This is a genomic window from Candidatus Stoquefichus sp. SB1, assembly GCF_001244545.1.
GTDB lineage: Bacteria > Bacillota_I > Bacilli_A > Erysipelotrichales > Coprobacillaceae > Stoquefichus.
Genome location: NZ_LN852694.1, coordinates 452,305 through 474,348 on the forward strand (window position 1 = coordinate 452,305; position 22,044 = coordinate 474,348).

The following is a 22,044-nucleotide window of genomic DNA, read 5'->3' on the forward strand; positions in this document are numbered from 1 at the left end:
TATGAAATTATCTGTTATTGTACCATGTTATAATGAGGAGAATAATATTTATCCTTTTTATGAAGCGTTGGTTCAAATTTTTAAAGATATATATTTTGATTATGAAATTATATTTATTAATGATGGTAGTAAGGATAAAACTTTAAGCGAATTAAAGAAACTTTTTTCAAGAGATAATGAGCATATACATATTATTCATTTTTCTCGTAATTTTGGGAAGGAAGCAGCATTATTAGCAGGACTTGAAGCTAGTCAAGGAGAATTTGTTTCTATAATTGATGCTGATTTGCAACAAAATCCTAAATACATTATTCAGATGTTGACGTATTTAGAAGAAAATCCAGATTGTGACTGTGTTGCTGCTTATCAGGATATACGTAAAGAGGGAAAAATACTAACTTTTTTCAAGGATTGTTTTTATAATCTTATCAATAAAATGACAGAAATTGAAATAGTGAGATCTGCTAGTGATTTTAGAACATTAAGAAGAAATGTAGTAGATGCAATTATTTCATTACCAGAAAGGTGTCGTTTTTCGAAAGGAATATTTTCATGGGTGGGATTTAATACTTATTATATGCCATATACTGTGGAAGATCGAGCAAGTGGGGAATCTAAATGGTCATTCTGGAAATTATTTGCTTATGCACTTGATGGCATAATTGCTTTTTCAACAACTCCTCTTGTTATTGCTTCCATACTTGGAGTAATTCTGTGTTTTGTTGCTTTTATCCTTATTTTTGTGATAGTTATTAAAACGTTGGTGTGGGGTGATCCAGTTGCTGGATTTCCAACTTTAGCGACTCTTATTCTTTTATCTGCGGGAGTACAATTGTTATTTATTGGAATTTTAGGACAATATCTTGCAAAATCATATACTGAAAGTAAGCATCGCCCTGTTTATATTGTAAAGGAACATATTAAAAAGGAGAAAACATCGCATGACATCATTAATAAATAAATGGAAAATATGTAAAAATGAACATCCTTTTATGATTTATGTTATATGCTTTACACTTGTTTTTATGTTTTCTGTGACTTTGTTTTATATGTCATTTATATTAACAAAGAAGTCATTTATTTGGCAGGGAGAAACAAAAGATGGGTTAGTGCAACATTATAACACATTAATGTATTTTGGAAATTATCTTCGTTCACTCTTTCATGAAATATTTGTTAATCATCATTTTAGTATTCCGATGTGGGATTTTAGCATGGGGTATGGAGCTGATATTCTTGCTACAATGCATTATTATGTTATTGGTGATCCATTAAATTTATTATCAATATTTATTATGCCCAAATATACTGAATACTTATATATATTTTTAGTTGTATTACGTTTATACTTGGCTGGTTTATCTTTTTCATATTTTTGCTTTAATATGAATAAAGATAAAAAGTCAATTATGATTGGAGCACTTTCATATATCTTTTGTGGCTATATTATTTTTGCAGGTGTTAGACATCCTTATTTTATTAATCCAATGATTTATTTACCACTTTTGCTTTTAGGAACTGAAAAGATTTTAAAATATCAATCTTCAAAACTTTTTATATGCATGATAGCTCTTTCTGCTATTAGCAATTTTTATTTTTTTTATATGCTTTGTTTATTGGTTTTTATATATGCAATTATCCGATACTTTAGTTTGTATCAAGATAATCATCTAAGACATATTTTTTATTTTTTAGGTAAATTTATTTTCAATGTTATTATTGGAATTGCTATATCAGCTATTATTTTACTACCTGTGATATCATTCTTTTTAAGTACTTCAAGAAGTGAGTACAAAATTGCTTTTGATGGATTATACAGCATTTCATATTATTTGTCTTCTTTTCTTAATTTTAATTCATATAATTTTGGTGGATATTGGACTATATGTGCTTATACATCTCTTTCATTAATATCTATTTTTGTTTTATTTATAAAAAGAAAAAATATAGCTTTAAAAGTTGGATTTATTATTTTAACAATAGTTATCTGTTTACCAATTGGTGGTTATATTTTTAATGGTTTTTCATATGTTAGTAATCGTTGGCAATTTGGTTATTCTTTTATTATTGCATTGATAACTTGTTGGATGTTTAATGATTTAAAAAAATTAAATAAAAAGGAACTCATTGTTTTAGCTGGATTATGTATCATTTATTTTATATTGGCTTATAGATTTAAAGAAACACGTACTTATAATTTTTATTTATCAAGTTTTATAATGTTTTTTATATATATTGTTATGTTTTTTTACAATACAAAATTTTTGAAAAAGAATTCATTTTTTGTTATTTCTATGGTTATTTTACTAGTGATGAATACATCATTAAATGCATTTTTTAAATATTTTCCTCAACAATTAAATTATGTTAAAGAATTTGTTGAATTTAAAGATGGTTATTCTCAAATTTATCATACACGTGCTGAACAATTAAAAGCTATAAATGATCAAACATTTTATAGATATGATGAAACAAATACTGGTAAAACTTATTTAGTTAATTCTGCTTTACAACAAAATGAACATTCTATTTCATTCTTTTACAGTTTAGGAAGTGGATATATAACGGATTATTTTGGTGAAATGAATAATCTTAATGCATTAAGTTCAATTTACACAGGTTTAAATTATCGAGCTTACCTCGATGCTTTGGCGTCGGTTAAATATTTTATTGCTGAAAAAAAACAGAATGCTTATCGTCCTTATGGATATAATCAAAAAGTATTTGAATCTGATAAATATGATATTTTTAAAACAGAATTATCTTTACCATTAGGATATACATATGATAAGCAGGTATCTGAAGATGATTATAAAAATGCTACAGCATTACAACGTCAACAATTATTATTAGATGCTGTTCATGTTGAAGAAAAGTTAAGTTTAGAAAATTTGACTCCAACACTAATGGATCAAAATACTCCATATACCATTGTTTCACAAAGCGGTATACGTTGGAATGAAAATGGATTTGATGTTCTTGATAAAAATGCCAAAATGATAATTCAGTTCGAGGGTGTTGAAAATAGTGAATTATATCTATCATACAAAAATTTAGCTTATAAAGCTTCTAAGAATAAAAAAGGTGAATATATAACTGAGGCAAAGATCAAATTAAAATCAGATCAAGTAAGGAATACAATATTATTAAAAAATGAATATAATACATATTATAATGGAACAGATGATTTTCTAGTTAACTTAGGTTACTCAGAAAATAAAAGAAAGCAAATCGAAATAGAATTTACTCAAAAAGGTTCATATACTTGTAAGGAAATGTCAGTTTCACATTTAGTTATGAATAGATTTAATGAGCAGATAAAAAATCGAACTGAAAATGTTCTTGAAAATGTTCAAATGGATACCAACAAAGTTTCAGGAAAGATTTCATTAGACAAAGATAAATTTTTATGTCTATCTATTCCTTATAGTGAAGGGTGGCAATTGTATGTTGATGGTCAAAAAGAAAAATTGTATCGAGCTAATACAATGTATATGGGTACGCCTCTAACCAAAGGAAACCATGACATCCAATTGATTTATACAACGCCATTCATTAAAATAGGAGCAATGATAAGTTGCAGTGGTGTTATTCTATTTATAAGTGTATGTTATTATGAAAAGAAAAAGACAAAACAGAAAATTAATGATATAAAGTGTTAAAAATCTTGCTCTTTTGTAAAGATAATGGCATAATCAATAGGCGAGGTGAATAAAAATGTTTATATTACGTTTTATAAAAAAGTTAAGTGGAAAAATTATTAGAATAATATATAAATCAACATATAATTTGGTGTCAGTAGATGATAAAATTGTGATATTTATCTCTTTTCATGGTAGAGGTTATTCTGATAATCCAAGAGCTATTTATGAACAAATGAGAAAAGATTCACGATTTAAAGATTATAGATTCATATGGTTTATTAAAAATCATAAAGAAAAAAATATAAAAATTCCAGGAGCAGAAGTGAAAGAATATTTTAGTTTTTCTTATTTCTATTATATGTCTAAAGCAAAATATTGGATTATTAATTGCAAAATGCCTACATACATATGTAAGAAACCTAAACAGGTATATTTACAAACATGGCATGGGACACCTTTAAAACGTTTAGCTCACGATATTATTGCACCTGAAAATGCGACTTTTTATAGATCAGGTGTATCATTTGATAAAATGTGTGAATCTTATGATATTGATGTAGAAAGATATAATTATATGATTTCACCAAATAAATTCTGTACTGAAGTTTTTCAGACATCATTTCAAATTAATCGTGAACGATTAATTGAAACAGGATATCCAAGAAATGATTTTATTACGAATGCCACTCCAGAGGATATAAAGGCTTTAAAACAAAAATTTCATTTACCATTAGATAAAAAAGTTGTTTTATATGCACCTACGTGGAGAGATAATTCTTATGTCGCAGCGGGTTATACATTTGATTTAAAAGCTGATTTTCAAAAATGGAAAGATATTTTAGGTGATGATTATATTGTTGTTTTTAAACCACATTATTTAATTATTAATAAATATGAAAATGATCATACTTTAGATGGATTTCTTTATTCTATCTCAGCAGATGCTGAAATTAATGAGTTATATGTGTTAAGTGATATTTTGATTACAGATTATTCTAGTGTGTTTTTTGATTATGCAGTCTTAAATAGACCTATCTATTTCTATATGTATGATATTGAAGAGTATAAGGGTGAATTAAGAGGTTTTTATCTGGATATTTATAAAGAGTTGCCTGGAAAGATTTATGATGATGAAAAGCAAATGTTAATGGATGTTAAAAATCAGATTTATGATTATTCATATTTGAAAGTATTTAATGAACGTTTTAATTCAGAACAAACAGGTAATTGTGCACAGAAAGTGATTGATATTGTTTTTAAAGATGTTCTTTAATTGAGTTCTATTGAAAATATAGAACTTTTTTCTATTTTCTTGTCATAAAAAAAGTGTTAGAATAGAAAGAGTTACACAAGGAGAATACTATGGGAATTCAAAAAATGATATTAAATATAATATTAACAATTGAATCATTGATTATTTCAATGTTTAAAATAAAAAAGAATAAAGTAACATTTATTTCATTAGAATCAGAACAATTAACTTCTGATTTTGAATTCATTTATAATCAATTGGACTTGAAAGAATTTGATGTTCATTTGTGTTTGATTAAGTATCATAAAGATTTATGGGGACAATTTCTTTATTTTATCAATTGTATGAAACAACTTTATCTCATTAATACATCAAAAATCGTTTTATTACATGATAATAACTATGTTGTTTCACATTTTAAAAGAAAAGGCGTAATAGTTCTTCAAGTTTGGCATGCATGTGGTGCAATTAAAAAATTTGGAAATGCTATTGAAAGAGAATATCCTATTGCTAATTATGATTATGTTTTAGCAACTTCTGCTTATTGGCAAGATGCATATAGTCAGGCATTTAGTGTACCTCGCTCACATGTTTTACCAATTGGATTACCAAGAACTGATGAATTATTTGATCACCAATGGCTTGATGATAGAAAAAAAGAATTATATCAAAAATATCCTGAACTACAAAATAAAAAAGTTATTCTTTATGCTCCTACTTTTAGAGGAAATATTTATAAAGGATTTACAGCCGTTCCATTTGATGCATTGAGTATCATAAAACAATTACCAGATGATTATGTCTTGCTTTATAAATTTCATCCATTAATGGGAAATTATCAGCTTGCTGATGATCAGCGAATCATTAATATGAATCATGAAGATACACACGCTTTATTTAGTATAAGTGATTATCTTATTTCTGACTATTCGTCAATTGTTTTTGATTATATGATTTTAGAAAAAAATTTATTATTCTTTGTTCCTGACTTAGATGATTATAGCAAATCGTTAGGTGTTTTTGTTGATTTAAATGATTTTCAATGTCCAATGTGTCAAAATGAAGATGAAATTGTTAATGCTATTAAAAATAGTTTATGTGAAGTTAAACATATGAAAGAGATTAAGAATGTGTTTTTTAATTATCAAGATGGTTTGAGTACACAGAGGGTTATTGATTTTTTAAGGGGGATTATTCATGAAACAGAAAATTAAAGTACTGTTATGTTTATTAACAACATTTTCTTTAGTTTGTATGGCAGGAGTAGAAAATACTTTTGCTACAAGTGGATTAAAAGTTCATTATATTGATGTAGGAAGTGGTGATGCGATTTATCTAGAGTGTGATGGAGAAAATATGCTTATTGATGGAGGATATCTTAGTCAATCAGATCGGATGGATGATGAAACGACTCGAAGTGATTTAGAACACTTGCTTCATAACGATTCTTTAAATAATATTGATGAAAATTCACCTGATTTTATGAGTCAATTAAGGTTATTGTTAACTCAAAACAATAATAGCGATGTCAGTCGTTATTTAGATTCACTAGGTGTGAAAAACATAAATTATGTTATATCATCGCATCCACATTTTGATCATCTAGGTGGATTATTGCAAGTAATTAATAAGTATACATATGACCATATTTATTATAATGGCCGTGATTATACAACACGTTATTATCGTTATTTTAAAAAATTAGCTGCTGATAATGCTTCATCAGGTAAAGTTAGAGCTGTTTTACAAGTTCCACAACGAAATGAAGTTTTTCAATTAGGAAGTGCAAAAGTTACTTTTTTAAGTGATCAATCTACAGATTATTCAACAATAAGTGGAAATGGTGATGCTGATAACAATGGATCATTAGTTATTCGCGTAGACTATGGGAAACGTTCCTTTTTATTGACTGGAGATATCCAAGTGGCAGCACAACAGCAGCTTATGAAAAATAATCCTAATGCTATTAGTAATATTGATGTATTGAAAGTGCCTCATCATGGTCATACAAATAATGATTTTAGTGTTTCTAGTCATTCTGGCAACTATGAATTCTTTTTGAAAGTGAATCCTGTTATCAGTATTGTACAATGTGGGACAACCAATACTTCTGTTACCATTCCAACCAATAAAGTAAAAAATGATTTGTCAATGAGTGATATTTATACTACAAAAGATCATGGAAATATCGTTTTGGAATGCGATGGTCAACATATTGATATTAAGTATAAAAATTCTGTATATCATGCTTTTGTAACAGGAGATATCAATGGAGATGGGAAGATTACCCCATCGGATTATGTTATGGCAAGAAGACAAATATTAGGAACATTGACTTTAACTGGAAATGGACGTATAACAGCTGATATCAATGGAGATGGAAAAGTAACACCGTCTGATTATGTCTTGATAAGACGTCATATTTTAGGAACATATCAGATTCAATAATAGGGGGACAATATGAAAAAATTAAAACAAATAGTATTTGCAGGAATAATTTTCTGTTTATCATTAGGATTATCAGTGAATCCCATACATGCAGCGGGAGTGAGCGTAAGTGCTAGTCAATCTAGTATTACAATAGGTTCATCATTTAAGGTAACAGTCACAGCAAGCGATTGTTATGCAACCATTCATGCAAGTTGCAGTAATGGTTCTGTGAAAGGTGGAGCAGCGGATGCGGACAATACATCAGTGACATTTACTGTGACACCAAGTAGTGTTGGAGTGTGCACTGTTAAAATAAGTGGAGTCTATGCCGCATATAGTGGTAATTCAGATGATGTAAATTATTCAAAAAATGTAACAGTCAAAGTTAATGCGGCTTCATCAAATTCAAATAATACGAATACAAATTCTAGCAATCAAACTTCACAAAGTACAGTGTCAAAGGAAGACAATCGTTCAAAAGAAAATGCTTTATCTTCATTGACAGTCAGTGAAGGAAGTTTATCACCTGAATTTAGTGCTAATACAACCAAATATACTGTTAATTTAGAAGGTGATAAAACAAAAATAACAATTAATGCTAAAGCCAAAGATTCTAAAGCGAAAGTAAGTGGAACGGGAGATAAAGATTTAAAAATTGGAAAGAATACATTCGTTATCAAATGTATAGCAGAAAATGGGAGTACACGTAATTATACAATAGATGTCAATGTTGATGAAAAACCACTTGTTTATTTAACACTTGATGAGAGTCGTTTAGGAGTTGTCAGAAACTTATCAGGAGTTGAAGCACCTTCAAGTTTTCAAAAAGGAACTATTAAAATAGAGAATCAAGATGTTGATGCATGGACAAGTGATAAGTTGAATTTAACAATTTGCTATTTAGTAGATGAAGAAAATCGTAAAGCTTTTTATGTTATTGAAGATGGAAAACCTTTATATGAATTTAAAAGAGTTCAAATAGATGAACGTAATTTCATTATTATTCCTATTGATAAGGATTTACAAAAAAGAGATGGAATGACTTTTCAAAAGGTGACTTTAAAAGAATTAGAGTTAGATGGGTGGGTATATAATGATCAAGCAATGAAAAATTATGTACAAGTCTATTTAATGAACGAAAATGGTGAGAAATGTTTCTATAATTATGAAACAACTGAAGATCAATTACAAAAGTATACGGAATTTACAAAAACTCAAGATACTTTTAATATTTTTATCGTGACAACAGGTGTACTTGCTTTAGGATTAGTCATTTTAGGTATTATTTATATAAAGGAGAGAAAGAATAGTCAATCGTAAGATTGACTATTTATCATATTTAGGAGTTTTCTTGCATATGCTTTATTAAAAAGTATAGGAGGAAAACTATGAATAGGGGAGAAATATATTATGCTGACTTATCTCCTGTTGTAGGCAGCGAACAAGGTGGTTATAGACCTGTATTGATATTGCAGAACAATAAAGGAAATAAATATTCTACAACAGTGATTGTAGCACCTATCTCATCACGTATGACTAAAAATGACTTACCTACCCATGTGATTATTGAACCAGATTTTTTAGAAAAAAAATCTGTCATATTGTTAGAACAAATTAGAACAATTGATAAAAAAAGAATTGATGAGAAACTAGGGAGTCTATCTTATAGTATTATGGAAAGAGTCAATCAGGCCATTAAAACAAGTTTAGACATCAGATAAGAGATATGCTATAATAAATAGCATTAAGGAGTGATATTATGAATATTTCAAGTATTAAAAATAGAGCGAATGAAGTTTTAATGACAAATAAACCTGAATTTATAAGGATTTTAACTATTTTAATGTTGGTTGGATTAATTCCATCATTATTTAGTGGCACTGCCAATGTATTAGCAAGATTTATATCAATAGCAATCAATATTCTTTTCTTAACATTTCACCATGGCTATATTGTGAGTTCACTTAAAATGGTAAGAAATAATGCACAAGCATTAAATGACGATGATGCTTTTGTTGGTTTTAGAAGATTTAAAGAACTGTTTCCTACATACCTGTTAACATCAGTTGTTATATGGGCAGTCCTTGCTGTAGCTATCTTTATTCTTGTATTTGTAGTTACATTATTTTTTGGAACAGCTTTTTCTGGAATAGACAGTCTGATTTCTAGTGCTGCATTTAATGGTGCATCTGCTTATACAATTTTAAGCTATATTGTGGCATATTCACCATCAATTATTTTTGTTGTACTTCTGATGTTTTTTATTATCATTATTTTAGCAGTTGTTGTTTCAACATTTTTATTTGCTGTTCCATACTTACTTGAACAGTACAATATAACAACAATGGATGCTATTAAAGAGTCATTTCAAATGATGAAAGATCATATCTGGGATTTAATTAAATTACAATTATCTTTCTTTGCTTGGATTATTGTTATTGCCATTGTCGAATCAATCATTGCAGAATTATTATCATTTATTCCTATGCTAGGATCAATAATTGCTTTAATTGCATCAGGGTTTTTAGGAATTTACACATATTTGCCACAATATTACTTATCTCAGGCAATTTTCTTTGAAGAGTTAGCGTATCATCGTTATGAAAATAAATACCAATATAATGGAGAAGAATCACATGTTTAATAACAATTTTACAAGAAAATTATCAACACAGTCTAAATGGATGTTTATGCTCGTTATTTTACCATTATATATGTTTTGTGCGTCTTTAATTGGAAGTGCTGTTCTTAAGTTTCTTATTGTGACTTTTTCATGGAATATAGATTATAATTCAATGAATACTTATCTGAATTTTGGAGTAGATTTATTCAGTGCATGTCTTGTAGGCTGGGTTTTAAAGGATACAATGATTCAACAGTGGAAAGATTTTAAAATAGATTTAAAAAACAATCTTATATATGGATTGCTGATTGGGACTGTACTTATTTATGTTGTTGGAATTATTGGTGGTTTGATTACATTAATGTTAGGTGGCGGAGCATCTAGCGAGAATCAGAGTCTTATTCAAACATTAACATTAGCACATCCTTTACTAATGTTTGTAACAACTGTTATTTTTGCTCCTATTTTAGAAGAGATGGTTTTTAGAGGGATCGTATTTAGTTGGACATATGAACTTCATCCAATTGTTGCTCATTTGTTATCAGGATTTATTTTTGGATTTGTTCATATTATGATGTCTGTGCTTTCTGGAAATTTATTTGAGTGGGTACAAATATTCTCATATTTCTTTATGGGTCTTGTTTTAAGTTATTTGTATGAGAAAAAGAATAACATTTATGTACCTATCTTAACACATGCTACAAATAATCTTATTTCCATGTTAATGATTTTATTTTAAAAAGGTTCGCTACATAGAGTAGTGAACCTTTTGGTAATCTAAAATAACTTGGGATTTCGTGAATCTCATCTATCAAATAAAGTGGGGCTTAACTGACCCCACTTTTTTGTATAGACTTTTTTAATTAGAATCGTTCATTGGATTTTTCTAAAATCTTATCTACTTTTGAAGATATTATCATGATTCTTCTATACATATTACTTATGTCTTCCAGTATTTCTTCCAGAACTTCATCTTCTTCAAGAATCCTATTCTCATCGTCCTCCAGAATAAGCTTGTATGTCTTTATCATTATTATTTGTCCTCCTTTTTTATAATATTGAGATAATAGGTTGTATCACTGTTAAGTGAAAATAAGATTTTGTTTCTGAAACGTTCCCAGTTCAGGTATCCATTTGATGCATGTTTGATCAGCTTGATGCTTTTATTGCGGTTCTCTACAATCGCAGTATTCATCTTTCTGTTTTTCTCCCTGTCTACAATCATAAAGGAATTGATGATTTCCTGCTTCCATCTTGTCAGAGTGTTGGCGAACTGGCTCATCTCTTCTATAGGACAGCACCTGAAGTCGATAATGATTTCTTCCAGTTTTTTCTTTGCGTCTTCATAATGACACTGTCTGTAGAAACGGGTAACACTGTCCTTAAGGTCATAGGCGATATCAAGTTCTCTGTCATACTTCACCATATAATCAAACAGATCATAATAGTTGTAGTATCCTTCCAGTCTTCTGTTGTATCTCTTTTCCTCATTGGGATCAAATATTCTGTTGTCAGTTGAGATGAACATCCAGTTAAATTTTTTAAGCACATAGTAGTGTCTGGATGCTTCCTCGTATATATATTCCTCTTCTTTTGTAAGGCCGATATTCTTCTTTTTTTGTTGAAGTTCCCTGATCTGTGTCATGTACTTTTTCTGAGCTGATATTCTGACTTTATCCATTCTTCGCCCCAGTTCCTGAACAACATGAAACTTGTCGATACAGCAGCTTGCATTGGGAAAGACGTGTCTGGCAACAATCCTGTAGGTTTCCCACATGTCAAACGAACAGTACAGCACCTTTTCACGCTCTTCTCTGGGAATAAGCATAAAGTAGCTGATCAGGTCATCCTTTTTACGTGTTGGCAGGACATCAACAATCTTCTGGTCAGTACAGTCAACCAGCACACAGACAAATTTGCTTTTATAAGTCTTGAATGCATAAACCTCATCAATACCCAGACATGCAGGAAGAGGTCTCCTGGAAATACGGACATGATCATCAAAGATATTGATGACGGAGGTTACTGAAACATGATAACGCCTGGCAACAGATGTGAATGTTTCATTGGGAAGCTTAAGATCTCTGAGGATATTGGATACAGTCGCTACAGAGATTCTGGAACTTCCAAATACAAAGGGATTGTGTTCAAAGAATGTTTTGTGACAGTGAGGACAGCGATATCTTCTGGCTTCGTATATGATAAAGCACTGGGAATAATTAAGAACGGAATGAATAATCTTTTTTTGAGAATAATCCTTAATTTTATCAGTCATCTGACCACATACAGGACACTGATGATATTTGACATTCAGTCTGATGCAGATGTAAATTCCATCTGACTGATGGGTGATTCTGAATTCCTGAATATCATCTTTTTCAAGATTGAAGAACTTGAGAATATCATTTTCGGAAATAATAGGCATAATGGTAGTATTGAGCAGTTCACCATCTTCCAAAAGAGGTGGTGCATCGATAGCCTTCATATAAAAATCTCCTTTCATCTTGTTTCTAAGACAAAAGTAACATAGAAAAAGGGAAAGGCATACAAAAGTCATGTGGGAAAATAGAAAAGACAAGGATGATTTCTGCGGTTCATCCAGCATAAGGTTATGTATCTAAGGGGGATATCGTGATATTTATGGATGAGAAAAAAGCGATGAGAGGAATAAGTGAACTGAGAATAATTGACAGATGAACAGATAACAGAGAAATCGGCAATTGAATAGGGAATCATTTCCTGAATAAGAACTGCATGAGTCACACCGCAATCAGTGCATTGAACTCTCAGTATTCTGATAACAATATCTCTATTGAAGAAATCAGTATGACGATCATAGTAGGCATGAAAAGTCCAGCTGTGGGAATGACAACTGGAGCACTCAATTTTATTGAAGTTGATGCTTCTAATCAATCTGTCATAAACAAACTGATTGAAAGGCTTGATTTTTTTGTGAGTTTGAATTATTATCATAGTGTTCTTCAATAGGACAGGATAAATAATCAAACTTTGGTCGGGGCGATTGTTTATCCATTTTCTTTCTGTAAATTTTATAAAATAATCATATAATGATTTAGAGAAAATATAAAGAGAAAGAACCCCATAGAAATGAAAAGAAGAAACAATATAAAAAGAAAAGGCACCCCAATAAATTTGAGTGCCAGTAAAAACCCCAGAGATATTTAATTACTCAACCTTTTAAAATAAACAAACACCAATTCCAATGCTAATTCCTAAAATAATCCCACAAAGAACATCACTTAAATAATGAACAAATAAGTATAATCTTGAAATTGCTGTTAAAGTTGCATAAATATAACCAATAATACCAAGTAATGGATTAAAGAATAACATAACAGTACTACAAGCAAAAGAAGATGTCGTATGGCCAGATGGAAAAGATAAATCACTAGGTGTAGGAATCAAGAGTGGAACATCTGGATATGTATGACATGGTCTTTTTCTTCTAACAAGTGTTTTAATTGTCACCTGACCAATAAGCGTGGCAGCAATTAAAGCAATCAGCATATGAATAGACATTGATCTTGTTTTCTCTATCATATTACTAATTAAGATAACAATTAACCAACTCATGCCAAAATCTCCACAAGAGCTAATGAATTTCATCATTTCATTTAAAAGAGAATGATCATAAAATTGAGTCATAAAAAAAGCAAAGCGAATATCAATTCTTTTCATTTTATTCACGAACGCTTTCATTTTTATGACCTCTTTTCATAAAATATATGATTATCTTTATGATTCCGATTATAAGACTTTGGAATATAAAAATATTTAATAAAATAATACCATCAGTAGAAAACATTCCATTATCTACTGAATATTGAAGATAAGATGGAATAAAAGACAATAAAGAGTGAAGTCCATCTAATATAAAACGAAAAACTGTTTCAATGATATGATAATAATACCCAAAAAAGGTATTTAAAATAAGAAATGGACCTTGATTATCATCAAATTGATGAATAAATGCAATATAAATAATTAATCCAATAAATAAAAATAGAAAAGATATTGCAAAAGTATAAATTGTATTAAAACCAAAATTAAGAATCATTGATCCTTGCTCTTCATCATTTTCTATATTCTCATCCTCTTGGTAATCTTCAATAATACTTTCAATTTCACCCATATCCATTACACTTTTTACGGGGGCAGCATTATCTTTTTTATGATTAATTTGTTGTAAAAGAGCAGTTAACTCTTCCTCTTCCTGTTTATCTAAAGGATTAATATGCAATGATGTTGGTTCAGTTTCTTGAACGACCTCTGTTGATTCTTCAAGAGGCTGAGATGCTTCTTCTTTGGCTATTTGAGAAATATCATGTTCAGTTATATTTGAAGACATATCATCATCAAAATGGAATCTCTTTTTAGCTCCAGTTTTTTGCATGAGAACACTACCGTCTTTAATTGTTTGCTCTTGTAGCTGAGAGATATAATAAGCATATGTTTTATCAATTAAATGGATAATTTGTTCATCATCTTGATATGTTTTTTTTAATTTATTTTTAACATCTGTCAATTCATCTTTATTCATTCGACCATTCATTCCTAAGATAGGTGAATACATCTCAATCTCTTCATAACGATCAAATAATAAAGTATTTAAAACTTCAAAAAGATTATGAACAGTTTTATAAGATGATTGTTTTTCAGGACTACCTGCCGGAATTAAATCTTCACAATATATAACGTTCATTTTTAATTGATTAGCAGCTTCGTTTAAAGCCATAAATGATGAAATAACTAATGTTTCATCATTTTGCACCTGAAAGTGGTCTCTAATGGTCTCTAACATTTGAGTAGAAGGTAGAGGCATACTTGACGTATCACTACCAATAATGAAATGAACTTTATGATAAAGATGGCACATCTTCAAATATTGAACAGCATCTTTAGTACGATGAGTAGACATTACAGCAATTGGAATATGTTTTTGATGTAAATATTCTAATAGTTCTAAAAATCCTTCTTTTGGCTCAATGCCTTTATAACTTAAATATTGAAACATCTCTCTTTCAATTCTAGCATTAAGTGGTCCTACATCTAATTGTTGGCTCAATGGAAGTTCTTTATACATATCATACATATTAGAAAGATGTAGATAGAATGTATTTATTGATAATGTCTTTTGTTGTTTTTCACACATGTGATGATAATAATTATATCGATATCTATTTAAGTCAAAAATTGTTCCATCCAATGGTATAATCACAACCTTTGTCTGATTGATAGACTGTATATACATGCTCCCACCACCTTGTCTTTTCCATTATAGCAAATTTTCTTATAATATTCCATTTAAAATATCTTGATTTTTGATAAGTTTTAGTGTATTATATATCCGTTGATGAACTCTCCTTAGCTCAGTTGGCAGAGCATCTGACTCTTAATCAGAGGGTCCACGGTTCGAGCCCGTGAGGGGAGACCAATTAAATATGAATGAGATTCTATAATCTCTTAAAACCCTTATCTTTAATGAAGGGTTTTTTTATTTGAAAATTGTTATTAGTCTAATCATTATAAGCAGAGTTTTTAATAAGATATTGAAGAAGGGTTTGATAAATAAGATTTAATGCTTCTTCTAAATCATGTGGATGAATTCTTGCCAGACTTAAACGTAGAGTGTGATTGAAGTTTTCTTGATGATAGAAGCATCTTTCATTTCTAGCAATTTTAATGTTTTGAGCAAGTAAATTTGTTTGAAGAATATCTAATTGGATGGTTTGATTTATTTTGAGGCTTAAGTAATAACCTGATTGATCATAAAGAGGATAGGCAATTTGAGAATCCCACTGCTGGGTGATTTTTTCTATAATCTGATAGTCTTTGCTTAATTGATCTTGCAATATTTTGATTTGTTTTTGATAGAGCGAACTTCTTAAATATGACTCTAGGGTTGCTTGTGAAATCAATGATGGTAATTGATATGAATAATAATAAGACTGATGAATCAGTTTTTCAAATAGAGTTTTGAAATGAGTTGGAATTACACAAATGCCAATACGTATGTAGGGGATGATTTTAGAAAAACTTGTTAGATATATACAATTTTGTCCTTCCATGTAATAACTGATAGGAAGATAACGTGGTGAATATGAACAATGTGCAAAATAATCATCTTCAATGATATAAACATTATATTTTAAAGCAAGTTCAGCAATTTTTTGACGTGTGTATGTGTTTAAGGTTGTTCCAAGGGGATTGTGATTTCGTGGTACTGTATAAAAAAATTTAATATCATATTTGGAAAATAATTGCTGTAATTCTTTTAAATTAATTCCATTTTCATCTCTTTGAATTGTTAAAACAGGTATGTTCATAGACTTTAAAAATTGTACATAATAACTATAAGTGGGTTCTTCAATAAGAATATATTGATGATGATTATCAAATTCTAGTGAAGAGAGAAACGATAACATCTGAGTAACTCCCTGAATAAGATATATTGAATCTTCTTGTGCGTAAATACCTAGAGAAGATAAAAAATCTGGTAAAATATGACGTAATGATTCAACACCTTGTAATGAAATATTTAAGGATGATTCAGAATATTGTTCAATAGCAATGGATAAGCAATGTTTTGCATCTATTAATGATGTGGCTGAAACAATAGGATTACCAGTATCTAAAGTAAAACGTTCATGTGAAGAAGCCGTTTTTAAGAAACCGTCAGCCACATAATAACCACTTTGTGACTTTACATAAATGAGATGTTGTTCTATAAGTTTTTCATAACATTTGATAACAGTTGCTTTGCTGCAATGATGTTCTTTTGACAACTGAGTGATAGATGGCAGTTTTTCACCCTGATGATAATGATGAGATAATATTTGTTGTTCAATGTGTTTTGCAAGTTGTTCATATTTTTTCATATTCATACCTCTTTTTTTCTATTATACCACATACACCTTTGGAACTGTACCGGTATAGTTTTAAATTGAAGCAGTTGTTTGAATGCGAGAATAATTTATAATCATCTTGTCAATATAAAATAAAGAAAGAGGTGTCATCATGAAAAAAGAAGCAGTAAAAATAGTAACAATTGGTGGTGGGAGTAGTTATACTCCAGAATTGGTGGAAGGATTTATTAAAAGATATGCCCAGCTTCCTGTTAAAGAATTATGGTTAGTAGATATTGAAGAAGGGAAAGAAAAATTAGAAACAGTAGGGGCCCTTGCTCAAAGAATGGTCAAAAAAGCTGGATTACCAATGAAGGTTATTTTAAGCTATGATCGAAGAGAAGCATTAAAGGATGCTGATTTTGTAACAACACAAATGAGAATTGGACGTTTACCTGCACGTGTCGCTGATGAGCGAATTCCATTAAGTCATGGAATGATCGGTCAAGAAACAAATGGAGCTGGTGGAATGTTTAAAGCTTTTCGTACTATTCCTGTTATTTTAGATATTGTTAGAGATATGGAAGAATTATGTCCAGATGCATGGCTAATTAATTTTACAAATCCTGCAGGTATTGTGACTGAAGCGGTACTTAAACATACTCATTTTAAAAAGGTTATTGGACTATGCAATGTTCCTGTAAATATGGTGGCAGGTATTGCAAAAATTCTAGGAGTAGATGAAAGTCGTGTAACTTTAGAATTACAAGGTGTTAATCATTTTATTTTCGCTACAAATGTTTTTTTAGATGGTCATTCAGTTATGGATGAAATCGTTGAAAAATATGCAAATATTTCGGCTGAAGATACGATTGCTATGAAAAACTTTGTATCATTACCATATTCTCCATCTTTTATTAGAGGTTTACATGCGATTCCTTGTCCATATCATAATTACTATTTCTTTACGAAAGAACAATTACAAGATGAATTAAAAGAGTTTGATGAAGGACGTGTTCGTGGTGAAGTAGTGAGTCAAGTTGAAAAAGAATTGTTTGAGTTATATGCTGATGAAGAATTAGAAATCAAACCAAAACAATTAGAACAACGTGGTGGAGCAAAATATTCTGATGCAGCATGTAATTTAATTGAATCCATTTATACTAATAAAGGTGATATACAATATGTTGATGTTAGAAATAATGGCGCAATTTCTAATTTACCACAAGATAGTGCAGTAGAAGTTGCATGTCGTATCACAAGTGATGGACCTATTCCACTTGCTACTGGAGATTGTCGTTTTGCTATTAATGGCTATATTCAAATGATGAAATCATTTGAACAAATGGTTGTGGAAGCAGCAATTAAAGGTGATCGTGATTTAGCAATTACAGCAATGAACTTTAATCCTCTTTGTCCAAGTGATACAGAAAATAATATTGTATTTGATGAACTTTTAGAAGCACATAAAGATTATTTACCACAATTTTTTAAATAAACCATATCCCCAATAAAAGGGGATATGATTTTTTTTAAATTCCTATTGAAATTTAAAAAGAGATATGCTATTATATTTAGGCAACTGATGGAGACATACTCAAGAGGCTGAAGAGGCGCCCCTGCTAAGGGTGTAGGTCGGGAAACTGGCGCGAGGGTTCAAATCCCTCTGTCTCCGCCATCGTATTGCCCTTGGCAATTATATATTGGTCTGGTAGTTCAGTTGGTTAGAATGCCGCCCTGTCACGGCGGAGGTCGCGGGTTCGAGTCCCGTCCAGACCGCCAATATATAAAATCAAGTTATCCGTTTGGATAACTTTTTTTTACACAAAAAATCTATATTTGCTTATAGATCTTTTGTGTATGCATACATAATAGCGATGACAGTCTTAGCATCGACGATTTCACCATTTAAAACTTTTTTATAGGCTTCGTTGATATCCATTTTTATGACATCAATAAATTCATCATCATCACATTCGAGTGAGTCATCAACTTCTTTGAAATCAATAGCTTCATACAAATAAAGCCATTCACTCGTATAGCCTGGAGATGGTAAAACTTTCATTATAAATTTCATTTCTTGGGCACGATGATTTGTTTCTTCTTCTAGTTCACGAAAAGCACAGGCTTTGGTATCTTCGTCTTTTTCAAGTTTTCCAGCTGGAATTTCTAATGTTTGAATACGATTGGGATATCTAAATTGCTGAACAAGCAGAATCTGATGATTTTTAACTGCTAAAATGCAGACACCACCATGATGATAAACAACTTCACGAAAAGCATGATGTCCATCTTCTAATTCAACTTCTTCTTTTGTAACTTGCATGATTTTTCCATCAAAAATAACAGTTCGATTTAATTCTTTTTCCATTATCATTTCTCCTTTTGTTAATTATTATACCACAAAAAGAAAAGAAAGTACGCGGGGGAGCATACTTTCTCATTCTCTCTATTATTTACACGTTAGGGTGATAATAGGGGGGTATGATTAAGTGAACATCACTTAACAATATCATTATACCAAATATTTTAAAGTTGTAAAGGCTTTCAAATGATTTTTGTGTATTTTTTGGGAGAAATTCTGTATAATAGGAGACGGTGATAAAATGAAAAAAATAGAAATAGATGACAATCATGCAAATCAGAGAATTGATAAATATTTAAAGAAATTATTGTGCCAGGCACCTACACAATTGATTTATAAAATGTTAAGAAAAAAAGATATTAAGGTGAATGGTGTAAGAGTTAAAGAGAATTATATTCTTCAAAAAGGTGATATTGTTGAATTATTTTTATATGATGATAAATTCAAGGAATATACTCAACCTCAGACAATTTATGATTTAAAGATTGAATTTTCTGTATTGTATGAAGATGAAAATATTTTAATTGTGGGAAAACCTGCAGGATTATTGGTACATGAAGATATTAATGAAGATTTAAATACATTATCACATCAGGTATTAACTTATCTTTATAAACAAGGTGAATATGATCCTGAAGCATCTTTGGGATTTACTCCAGCTCCAGTTCATCGCCTTGATCGCAATACCAGTGGAATTGTCATTTTTGGAAAGACGATGCGTGCTTTACAAGATTTAAATGAAATGATTAAAAAGCGTCATTGTATTGAAAAGAGTTATTTAACGATTTGTAAAGGTTATATGCCTTCAGATGATTTAATTGGTTATATGAAAAAAGAAAGTGATCAATCATTATCAAGAGTCGTTCATAAAGAGACCCCAGGAGCATTAATGATGCATACAATTGTTGAAAATAAAGAAGCTAATCAAGATTATTCTTTACTAAAAGTCAAATTGGTTACTGGACGTACACATCAAATTCGTATTCATTTAGCAAGTTTAGGACATCCTATTATAGGTGATAGTAAGTATGGTGATTTTGAATTAAATAAAAAAATAAAAAAACAATATCATTTAAATTATCAGTTTTTACATGCATACCAGATTCAATTTGTTAAACCTATTGGTTGTTTGAAATATTTACAGGATTTTGTTGTGACATGTCCATTGCCTCAAAATCTGCTAAAAATTAAAAATGAAATCTTTGGTAAAAAATGACCTATGAAAATGAACATATTTATTGTATAATAGATTTAAATAATGGGAAGGAGAACAGAGATGAAATACTATATTGGAATTGATTTAGGTGGGACAAATGTTCGTACTCTTTTAGTTGATGAAAATGGAAAATCATATAGTGAAGTGAAAGACGCTACAGAAAGAGAAAAAGGACCAGACTATGTTTGTTCTAAAATTATGAGACAAATTGAAAGTTTAGATTGCTCAATTTGTGGAGGATTGGAAAATGTCCAGGGAATTGGAATTGGTGTACCAGGCCCTGTTGATACAGAACATGGTGTTATGATTATGGCAACAAATTTACCAGGATTTGAAAATTATCCTATTTGTGAGAAGTTATCAAGTCGCTTTAATTTGCCTGTCTTTATTGATAATGATGCAAATGTTGCTGGACTTGCAGAAGCTTTACTAGGAGCAGGTAAGGGAAAAACAACTTGTTATTATGTAACAATCTCAACTGGAATTGGAGGAGCATTTATTGTTAATGGTCAACTTGTTTCAGGTGGAAGAGGACATGCTGGGGAAATTGGTAATATTATTGTAAAGAACAATGGTTATAAGTTTGGAAATTTAAATCCAGGAGCTGTTGAAGGTGAAGCAAGTGGAACAGCTATCACACGTAAAGGAAAAGAAATTCTAGGTGATGATAAAGTTGCTCATGCAGGTGATGTATTTAGATTAGCTGATGAAGGTGATGTAAAAGCTCAGGGAATTGTTGATGAATGTATTAGTGAACTTGCAACAATGTTTGCAAATATTGCTCATACTGTGGATCCACACTGCTTTATTGTTGGTGGTGGGGTTATGAAATCTAAACGTTATTTCTATGATAAGTTAGTTGAACAATTCAATGCAAAAATCCATGTAGGTATGAGAGGATACATACCATTGTTAGAAACAGAATTGGAAGATTGTGGAGCAATTGGTGCTGCGATGTTACCAATGTCTAAATTAAAATAATGATTGAACGAAAGAGAAGAACTTGTGTCTTCTCTTTTTTAACATAAAAAAAGAAGAATCAGATTCTTCTTAGTCAGTATATTCATAATTGATATCATAAGATTCGTATTTTCCATGTTCTAAAACATCTTCTATTAAATAATAGATTTGTTTTTTCTTTTTATCATTTGTTGCCCAAATTGAATTTTTATTAAGATTAAATGCTATCTTTATTAAGGTCCAGGTTATGCCACTCTCTTTAAAACGGTATTTATCAAAATAAGGAGTCATTTCAAAATAAATATTTAATGATGTCTGATGATATTCAGATTCATAATCCAGTTTGAATTGTCTTGTTAAAGATAAGACCAGTTTTTCTTCACCATATTCATTTGTAAGGGGATTATATTTATGTCCTGGATGGGCTTCAACAAGAAAATCACAGCTGTCACATTCTATATCAATATCTAAAAAGAAATAAAAAGCATTGACTAGAGCATAAGCATCCATTTTATCTTGGGTCATTTTCATTAAGATGTTTTTTGTTTCATTAATTGGATATATCATTGTATTTTACCTCGTTTTTATTATTATACATGATTTCAAAATGAAGTGTAAATATTTTTAAAGAGTGTCGAATTTTCCCTTTATAATACGATAGGAAAGTGATAGAATAAAGAGGCAATAA

At 30.0% G+C, this 22,044-nt stretch carries 20 protein-coding genes and 3 tRNA genes; 16 read left to right on the forward strand and 7 right to left on the reverse strand.

Annotated elements, in window-relative coordinates; all coding sequences use genetic code 11:
• Position 1: 1 nt before the first annotated feature.
• The 9 genes from BN1865_RS06010 to BN1865_RS06050 all read left to right on the forward strand — a co-directional run bounded on the left by BN1865_RS06010 (position 2) and on the right by BN1865_RS06050 (position 10,688).
• A complete protein-coding gene (locus BN1865_RS06010; RefSeq protein WP_050636351.1) occupies positions 2-961 on the forward strand; it encodes a glycosyltransferase family 2 protein in 960 nt (319 codons plus the stop codon).
• Positions 942-3,662, forward strand: coding sequence for a YfhO family protein (locus BN1865_RS06015; protein WP_050636352.1), 2,721 nt, complete (start codon positions 942-944; stop codon positions 3,660-3,662). The genes BN1865_RS06010 and BN1865_RS06015 overlap by 20 nt, the downstream gene beginning before the upstream one ends.
• A gap of 55 nt (positions 3,663-3,717) precedes the next feature.
• Positions 3,718-4,917: a CDP-glycerol glycerophosphotransferase family protein gene (locus BN1865_RS06020; protein ID WP_050636353.1), complete on the forward strand. Its 1,200-nt coding sequence runs from the start codon at positions 3,718-3,720 to the stop codon at positions 4,915-4,917.
• 89 nt (positions 4,918-5,006) lie between these two features.
• Positions 5,007-6,110 (forward strand): CDP-glycerol glycerophosphotransferase family protein, encoded by a 1,104-nt coding sequence (locus BN1865_RS06025; RefSeq protein WP_050636354.1) that lies wholly within the window; start codon positions 5,007-5,009, stop codon positions 6,108-6,110.
• A complete protein-coding gene (locus BN1865_RS06030; protein WP_050636355.1) occupies positions 6,094-7,344 on the forward strand; it encodes a dockerin type I domain-containing protein in 1,251 nt (416 codons plus the stop codon). Before BN1865_RS06025 ends, BN1865_RS06030 begins: the two co-directional genes overlap by 17 nt.
• 12 nt (positions 7,345-7,356) lie before the next feature.
• Positions 7,357-8,646 carry a cadherin-like beta sandwich domain-containing protein gene (locus BN1865_RS06035; RefSeq protein ID WP_050636356.1) on the forward strand — a complete coding sequence of 430 codons (1,290 nt, stop codon included), beginning with the start codon at positions 7,357-7,359 and terminating at the stop codon, positions 8,644-8,646.
• Positions 8,647-8,714: 68 nt separating this feature from the next.
• A complete protein-coding gene (locus BN1865_RS06040; protein ID WP_050636357.1) occupies positions 8,715-9,047 on the forward strand; it encodes a type II toxin-antitoxin system PemK/MazF family toxin in 333 nt (110 codons plus the stop codon).
• A 38-nt stretch (positions 9,048-9,085) separates the two neighbouring features.
• Positions 9,086-9,970 carry a DUF975 family protein gene (locus BN1865_RS06045; protein ID WP_050636358.1) on the forward strand — a complete coding sequence of 295 codons (885 nt, stop codon included), beginning with the start codon at positions 9,086-9,088 and terminating at the stop codon, positions 9,968-9,970.
• Positions 9,963-10,688 carry a CPBP family intramembrane glutamic endopeptidase gene (locus tag BN1865_RS06050; protein WP_050636359.1) on the forward strand — a complete coding sequence of 242 codons (726 nt, stop codon included), beginning with the start codon at positions 9,963-9,965 and terminating at the stop codon, positions 10,686-10,688. The genes BN1865_RS06045 and BN1865_RS06050 overlap by 8 nt, the downstream gene beginning before the upstream one ends.
• Positions 10,689-10,812: 124 nt before the next feature.
• On the opposite strand, the gene BN1865_RS18325 is transcribed toward BN1865_RS06050, so the two are convergent.
• A complete protein-coding gene (locus tag BN1865_RS18325; protein WP_157844079.1) occupies positions 10,813-10,980 on the reverse strand; it encodes a hypothetical protein in 168 nt (55 codons plus the stop codon).
• Positions 10,981-10,982: 2 nt separating this feature from the next.
• Complete coding sequence (locus BN1865_RS06055) at positions 10,983-12,434, reverse strand: ISL3 family transposase (RefSeq protein WP_232780323.1); 1,452 nt, start codon at positions 12,432-12,434, stop codon at positions 10,983-10,985.
• A 269-nt stretch (positions 12,435-12,703) separates the two neighbouring features.
• Between BN1865_RS06055 and BN1865_RS18330 the strand changes: the two genes are divergently transcribed.
• On the forward strand, positions 12,704-12,937 hold the full coding sequence (locus tag BN1865_RS18330) for a hypothetical protein (protein ID WP_157844080.1): 234 nt from the start codon (positions 12,704-12,706) through the stop codon (positions 12,935-12,937).
• Between the two features lie 210 nt (positions 12,938-13,147).
• Here the strand turns inward: BN1865_RS18330 and BN1865_RS06060 are convergent, their stop codons facing one another.
• Both BN1865_RS06060 and BN1865_RS06065 read right to left on the reverse strand, forming a co-directional pair.
• Positions 13,148-13,669 (reverse strand): phosphatase PAP2 family protein, encoded by a 522-nt coding sequence (locus BN1865_RS06060; RefSeq protein WP_050636360.1) that lies wholly within the window; start codon positions 13,667-13,669, stop codon positions 13,148-13,150.
• Positions 13,650-15,221 carry an HAD family hydrolase gene (locus BN1865_RS06065; protein ID WP_050636361.1) on the reverse strand — a complete coding sequence of 524 codons (1,572 nt, stop codon included), beginning with the start codon at positions 15,219-15,221 and terminating at the stop codon, positions 13,650-13,652. The genes BN1865_RS06060 and BN1865_RS06065 overlap by 20 nt, the downstream gene beginning before the upstream one ends.
• Positions 15,222-15,328: 107 nt before the next feature.
• On the opposite strand from BN1865_RS06065, the gene BN1865_RS06070 reads away from it, so the two are divergent.
• A tRNA-Lys gene (locus BN1865_RS06070) sits at positions 15,329-15,404 on the forward strand.
• A gap of 82 nt (positions 15,405-15,486) precedes the next feature.
• Here the strand turns inward: BN1865_RS06070 and BN1865_RS06075 are convergent.
• On the reverse strand, positions 15,487-16,848 hold the full coding sequence (locus BN1865_RS06075; RefSeq protein ID WP_050636362.1) for an aminotransferase-like domain-containing protein: 1,362 nt from the start codon (positions 16,846-16,848) through the stop codon (positions 15,487-15,489).
• Positions 16,849-16,987: 139 nt separating this feature from the next.
• On the opposite strand from BN1865_RS06075, the gene BN1865_RS06080 reads away from it, so the two are divergent.
• The 3 genes from BN1865_RS06080 to BN1865_RS06090 all read left to right on the forward strand — a co-directional run bounded on the left by BN1865_RS06080 (position 16,988) and on the right by BN1865_RS06090 (position 18,597).
• Positions 16,988-18,313: a 6-phospho-beta-glucosidase gene (locus BN1865_RS06080; RefSeq protein WP_050636363.1), complete on the forward strand. Its 1,326-nt coding sequence runs from the start codon at positions 16,988-16,990 to the stop codon at positions 18,311-18,313.
• An 89-nt stretch (positions 18,314-18,402) separates the two neighbouring features.
• A tRNA-Ser gene (locus tag BN1865_RS06085) sits at positions 18,403-18,493 on the forward strand.
• 27 nt (positions 18,494-18,520) lie between these two features.
• A tRNA-Asp gene (locus BN1865_RS06090) sits at positions 18,521-18,597 on the forward strand.
• Positions 18,598-18,658: 61 nt separating this feature from the next.
• Here the strand turns inward: BN1865_RS06090 and BN1865_RS06095 are convergent.
• Entirely contained in the window at positions 18,659-19,186 is a 528-nt protein-coding gene (locus tag BN1865_RS06095) for an NUDIX hydrolase (RefSeq protein ID WP_050636364.1), read from the reverse strand.
• A gap of 235 nt (positions 19,187-19,421) precedes the next feature.
• Between BN1865_RS06095 and BN1865_RS06100 the strand changes: the two genes are divergently transcribed.
• Both BN1865_RS06100 and BN1865_RS06105 read left to right on the forward strand, forming a co-directional pair.
• On the forward strand, positions 19,422-20,396 hold the full coding sequence (locus BN1865_RS06100; RefSeq protein ID WP_050636365.1) for an RluA family pseudouridine synthase: 975 nt from the start codon (positions 19,422-19,424) through the stop codon (positions 20,394-20,396).
• A 60-nt stretch (positions 20,397-20,456) separates the two neighbouring features.
• Positions 20,457-21,377, forward strand: a complete 921-nt coding sequence (locus tag BN1865_RS06105) for an ROK family protein (protein WP_050636366.1) — start codon at positions 20,457-20,459, stop codon at positions 21,375-21,377.
• Positions 21,378-21,446: 69 nt separating this feature from the next.
• Here BN1865_RS06105 and BN1865_RS06110 read toward each other — a convergent pair whose 3' ends face one another.
• On the reverse strand, positions 21,447-21,923 hold the full coding sequence (locus BN1865_RS06110) for a hypothetical protein (RefSeq protein ID WP_050636367.1): 477 nt from the start codon (positions 21,921-21,923) through the stop codon (positions 21,447-21,449).
• Positions 21,924-22,044: the final 121 nt, after the last annotated feature.

What these genes read in the sequence shown, in the direction of transcription:
- BN1865_RS18330 (WP_157844080.1), top strand. Translation starts at nt 12,704, where the DNA reads ATGAGTCACACCGCAATCAGTGCATTGAACTCTCAGTATTCTGATAAC.
- BN1865_RS06030 (WP_050636355.1), top strand. Translation starts at nt 6,094, where the DNA reads ATGAAACAGAAAATTAAAGTACTGTTATGTTTATTAACAACATTTTCT.
- BN1865_RS06060 (WP_050636360.1), bottom strand. Translation starts at nt 13,669, where the DNA reads ATGAAAGCGTTCGTGAATAAAATGAAAAGAATTGATATTCGCTTTGCT.
- BN1865_RS06075 (WP_050636362.1), bottom strand. Translation starts at nt 16,848, where the DNA reads ATGAAAAAATATGAACAACTTGCAAAACACATTGAACAACAAATATTA.
- BN1865_RS06110 (WP_050636367.1), bottom strand. Translation starts at nt 21,923, where the DNA reads ATGATATATCCAATTAATGAAACAAAAAACATCTTAATGAAAATGACC.
- BN1865_RS06050 (WP_050636359.1), top strand. Translation starts at nt 9,963, where the DNA reads ATGTTTAATAACAATTTTACAAGAAAATTATCAACACAGTCTAAATGG.
- BN1865_RS06025 (WP_050636354.1), top strand. Translation starts at nt 5,007, where the DNA reads ATGGGAATTCAAAAAATGATATTAAATATAATATTAACAATTGAATCA.
- BN1865_RS06035 (WP_050636356.1), top strand. Translation starts at nt 7,357, where the DNA reads ATGAAAAAATTAAAACAAATAGTATTTGCAGGAATAATTTTCTGTTTA.
- BN1865_RS06095 (WP_050636364.1), bottom strand. Translation starts at nt 19,186, where the DNA reads ATGGAAAAAGAATTAAATCGAACTGTTATTTTTGATGGAAAAATCATG.
- BN1865_RS06065 (WP_050636361.1), bottom strand. Translation starts at nt 15,221, where the DNA reads ATGTATATACAGTCTATCAATCAGACAAAGGTTGTGATTATACCATTG.
- BN1865_RS06020 (WP_050636353.1), top strand. Translation starts at nt 3,718, where the DNA reads ATGTTTATATTACGTTTTATAAAAAAGTTAAGTGGAAAAATTATTAGA.
- BN1865_RS06055 (WP_232780323.1), bottom strand. Translation starts at nt 12,434, where the DNA reads ATGAAGGCTATCGATGCACCACCTCTTTTGGAAGATGGTGAACTGCTC.
- BN1865_RS06100 (WP_050636365.1), top strand. Translation starts at nt 19,422, where the DNA reads ATGAAAAAAATAGAAATAGATGACAATCATGCAAATCAGAGAATTGAT.
- BN1865_RS06105 (WP_050636366.1), top strand. Translation starts at nt 20,457, where the DNA reads ATGAAATACTATATTGGAATTGATTTAGGTGGGACAAATGTTCGTACT.
- BN1865_RS06080 (WP_050636363.1), top strand. Translation starts at nt 16,988, where the DNA reads ATGAAAAAAGAAGCAGTAAAAATAGTAACAATTGGTGGTGGGAGTAGT.
- BN1865_RS06040 (WP_050636357.1), top strand. Translation starts at nt 8,715, where the DNA reads ATGAATAGGGGAGAAATATATTATGCTGACTTATCTCCTGTTGTAGGC.
- BN1865_RS18325 (WP_157844079.1), bottom strand. Translation starts at nt 10,980, where the DNA reads ATGATAAAGACATACAAGCTTATTCTGGAGGACGATGAGAATAGGATT.
- BN1865_RS06045 (WP_050636358.1), top strand. Translation starts at nt 9,086, where the DNA reads ATGAATATTTCAAGTATTAAAAATAGAGCGAATGAAGTTTTAATGACA.
- BN1865_RS06015 (WP_050636352.1), top strand. Translation starts at nt 942, where the DNA reads ATGACATCATTAATAAATAAATGGAAAATATGTAAAAATGAACATCCT.
- BN1865_RS06010 (WP_050636351.1), top strand. Translation starts at nt 2, where the DNA reads ATGAAATTATCTGTTATTGTACCATGTTATAATGAGGAGAATAATATT.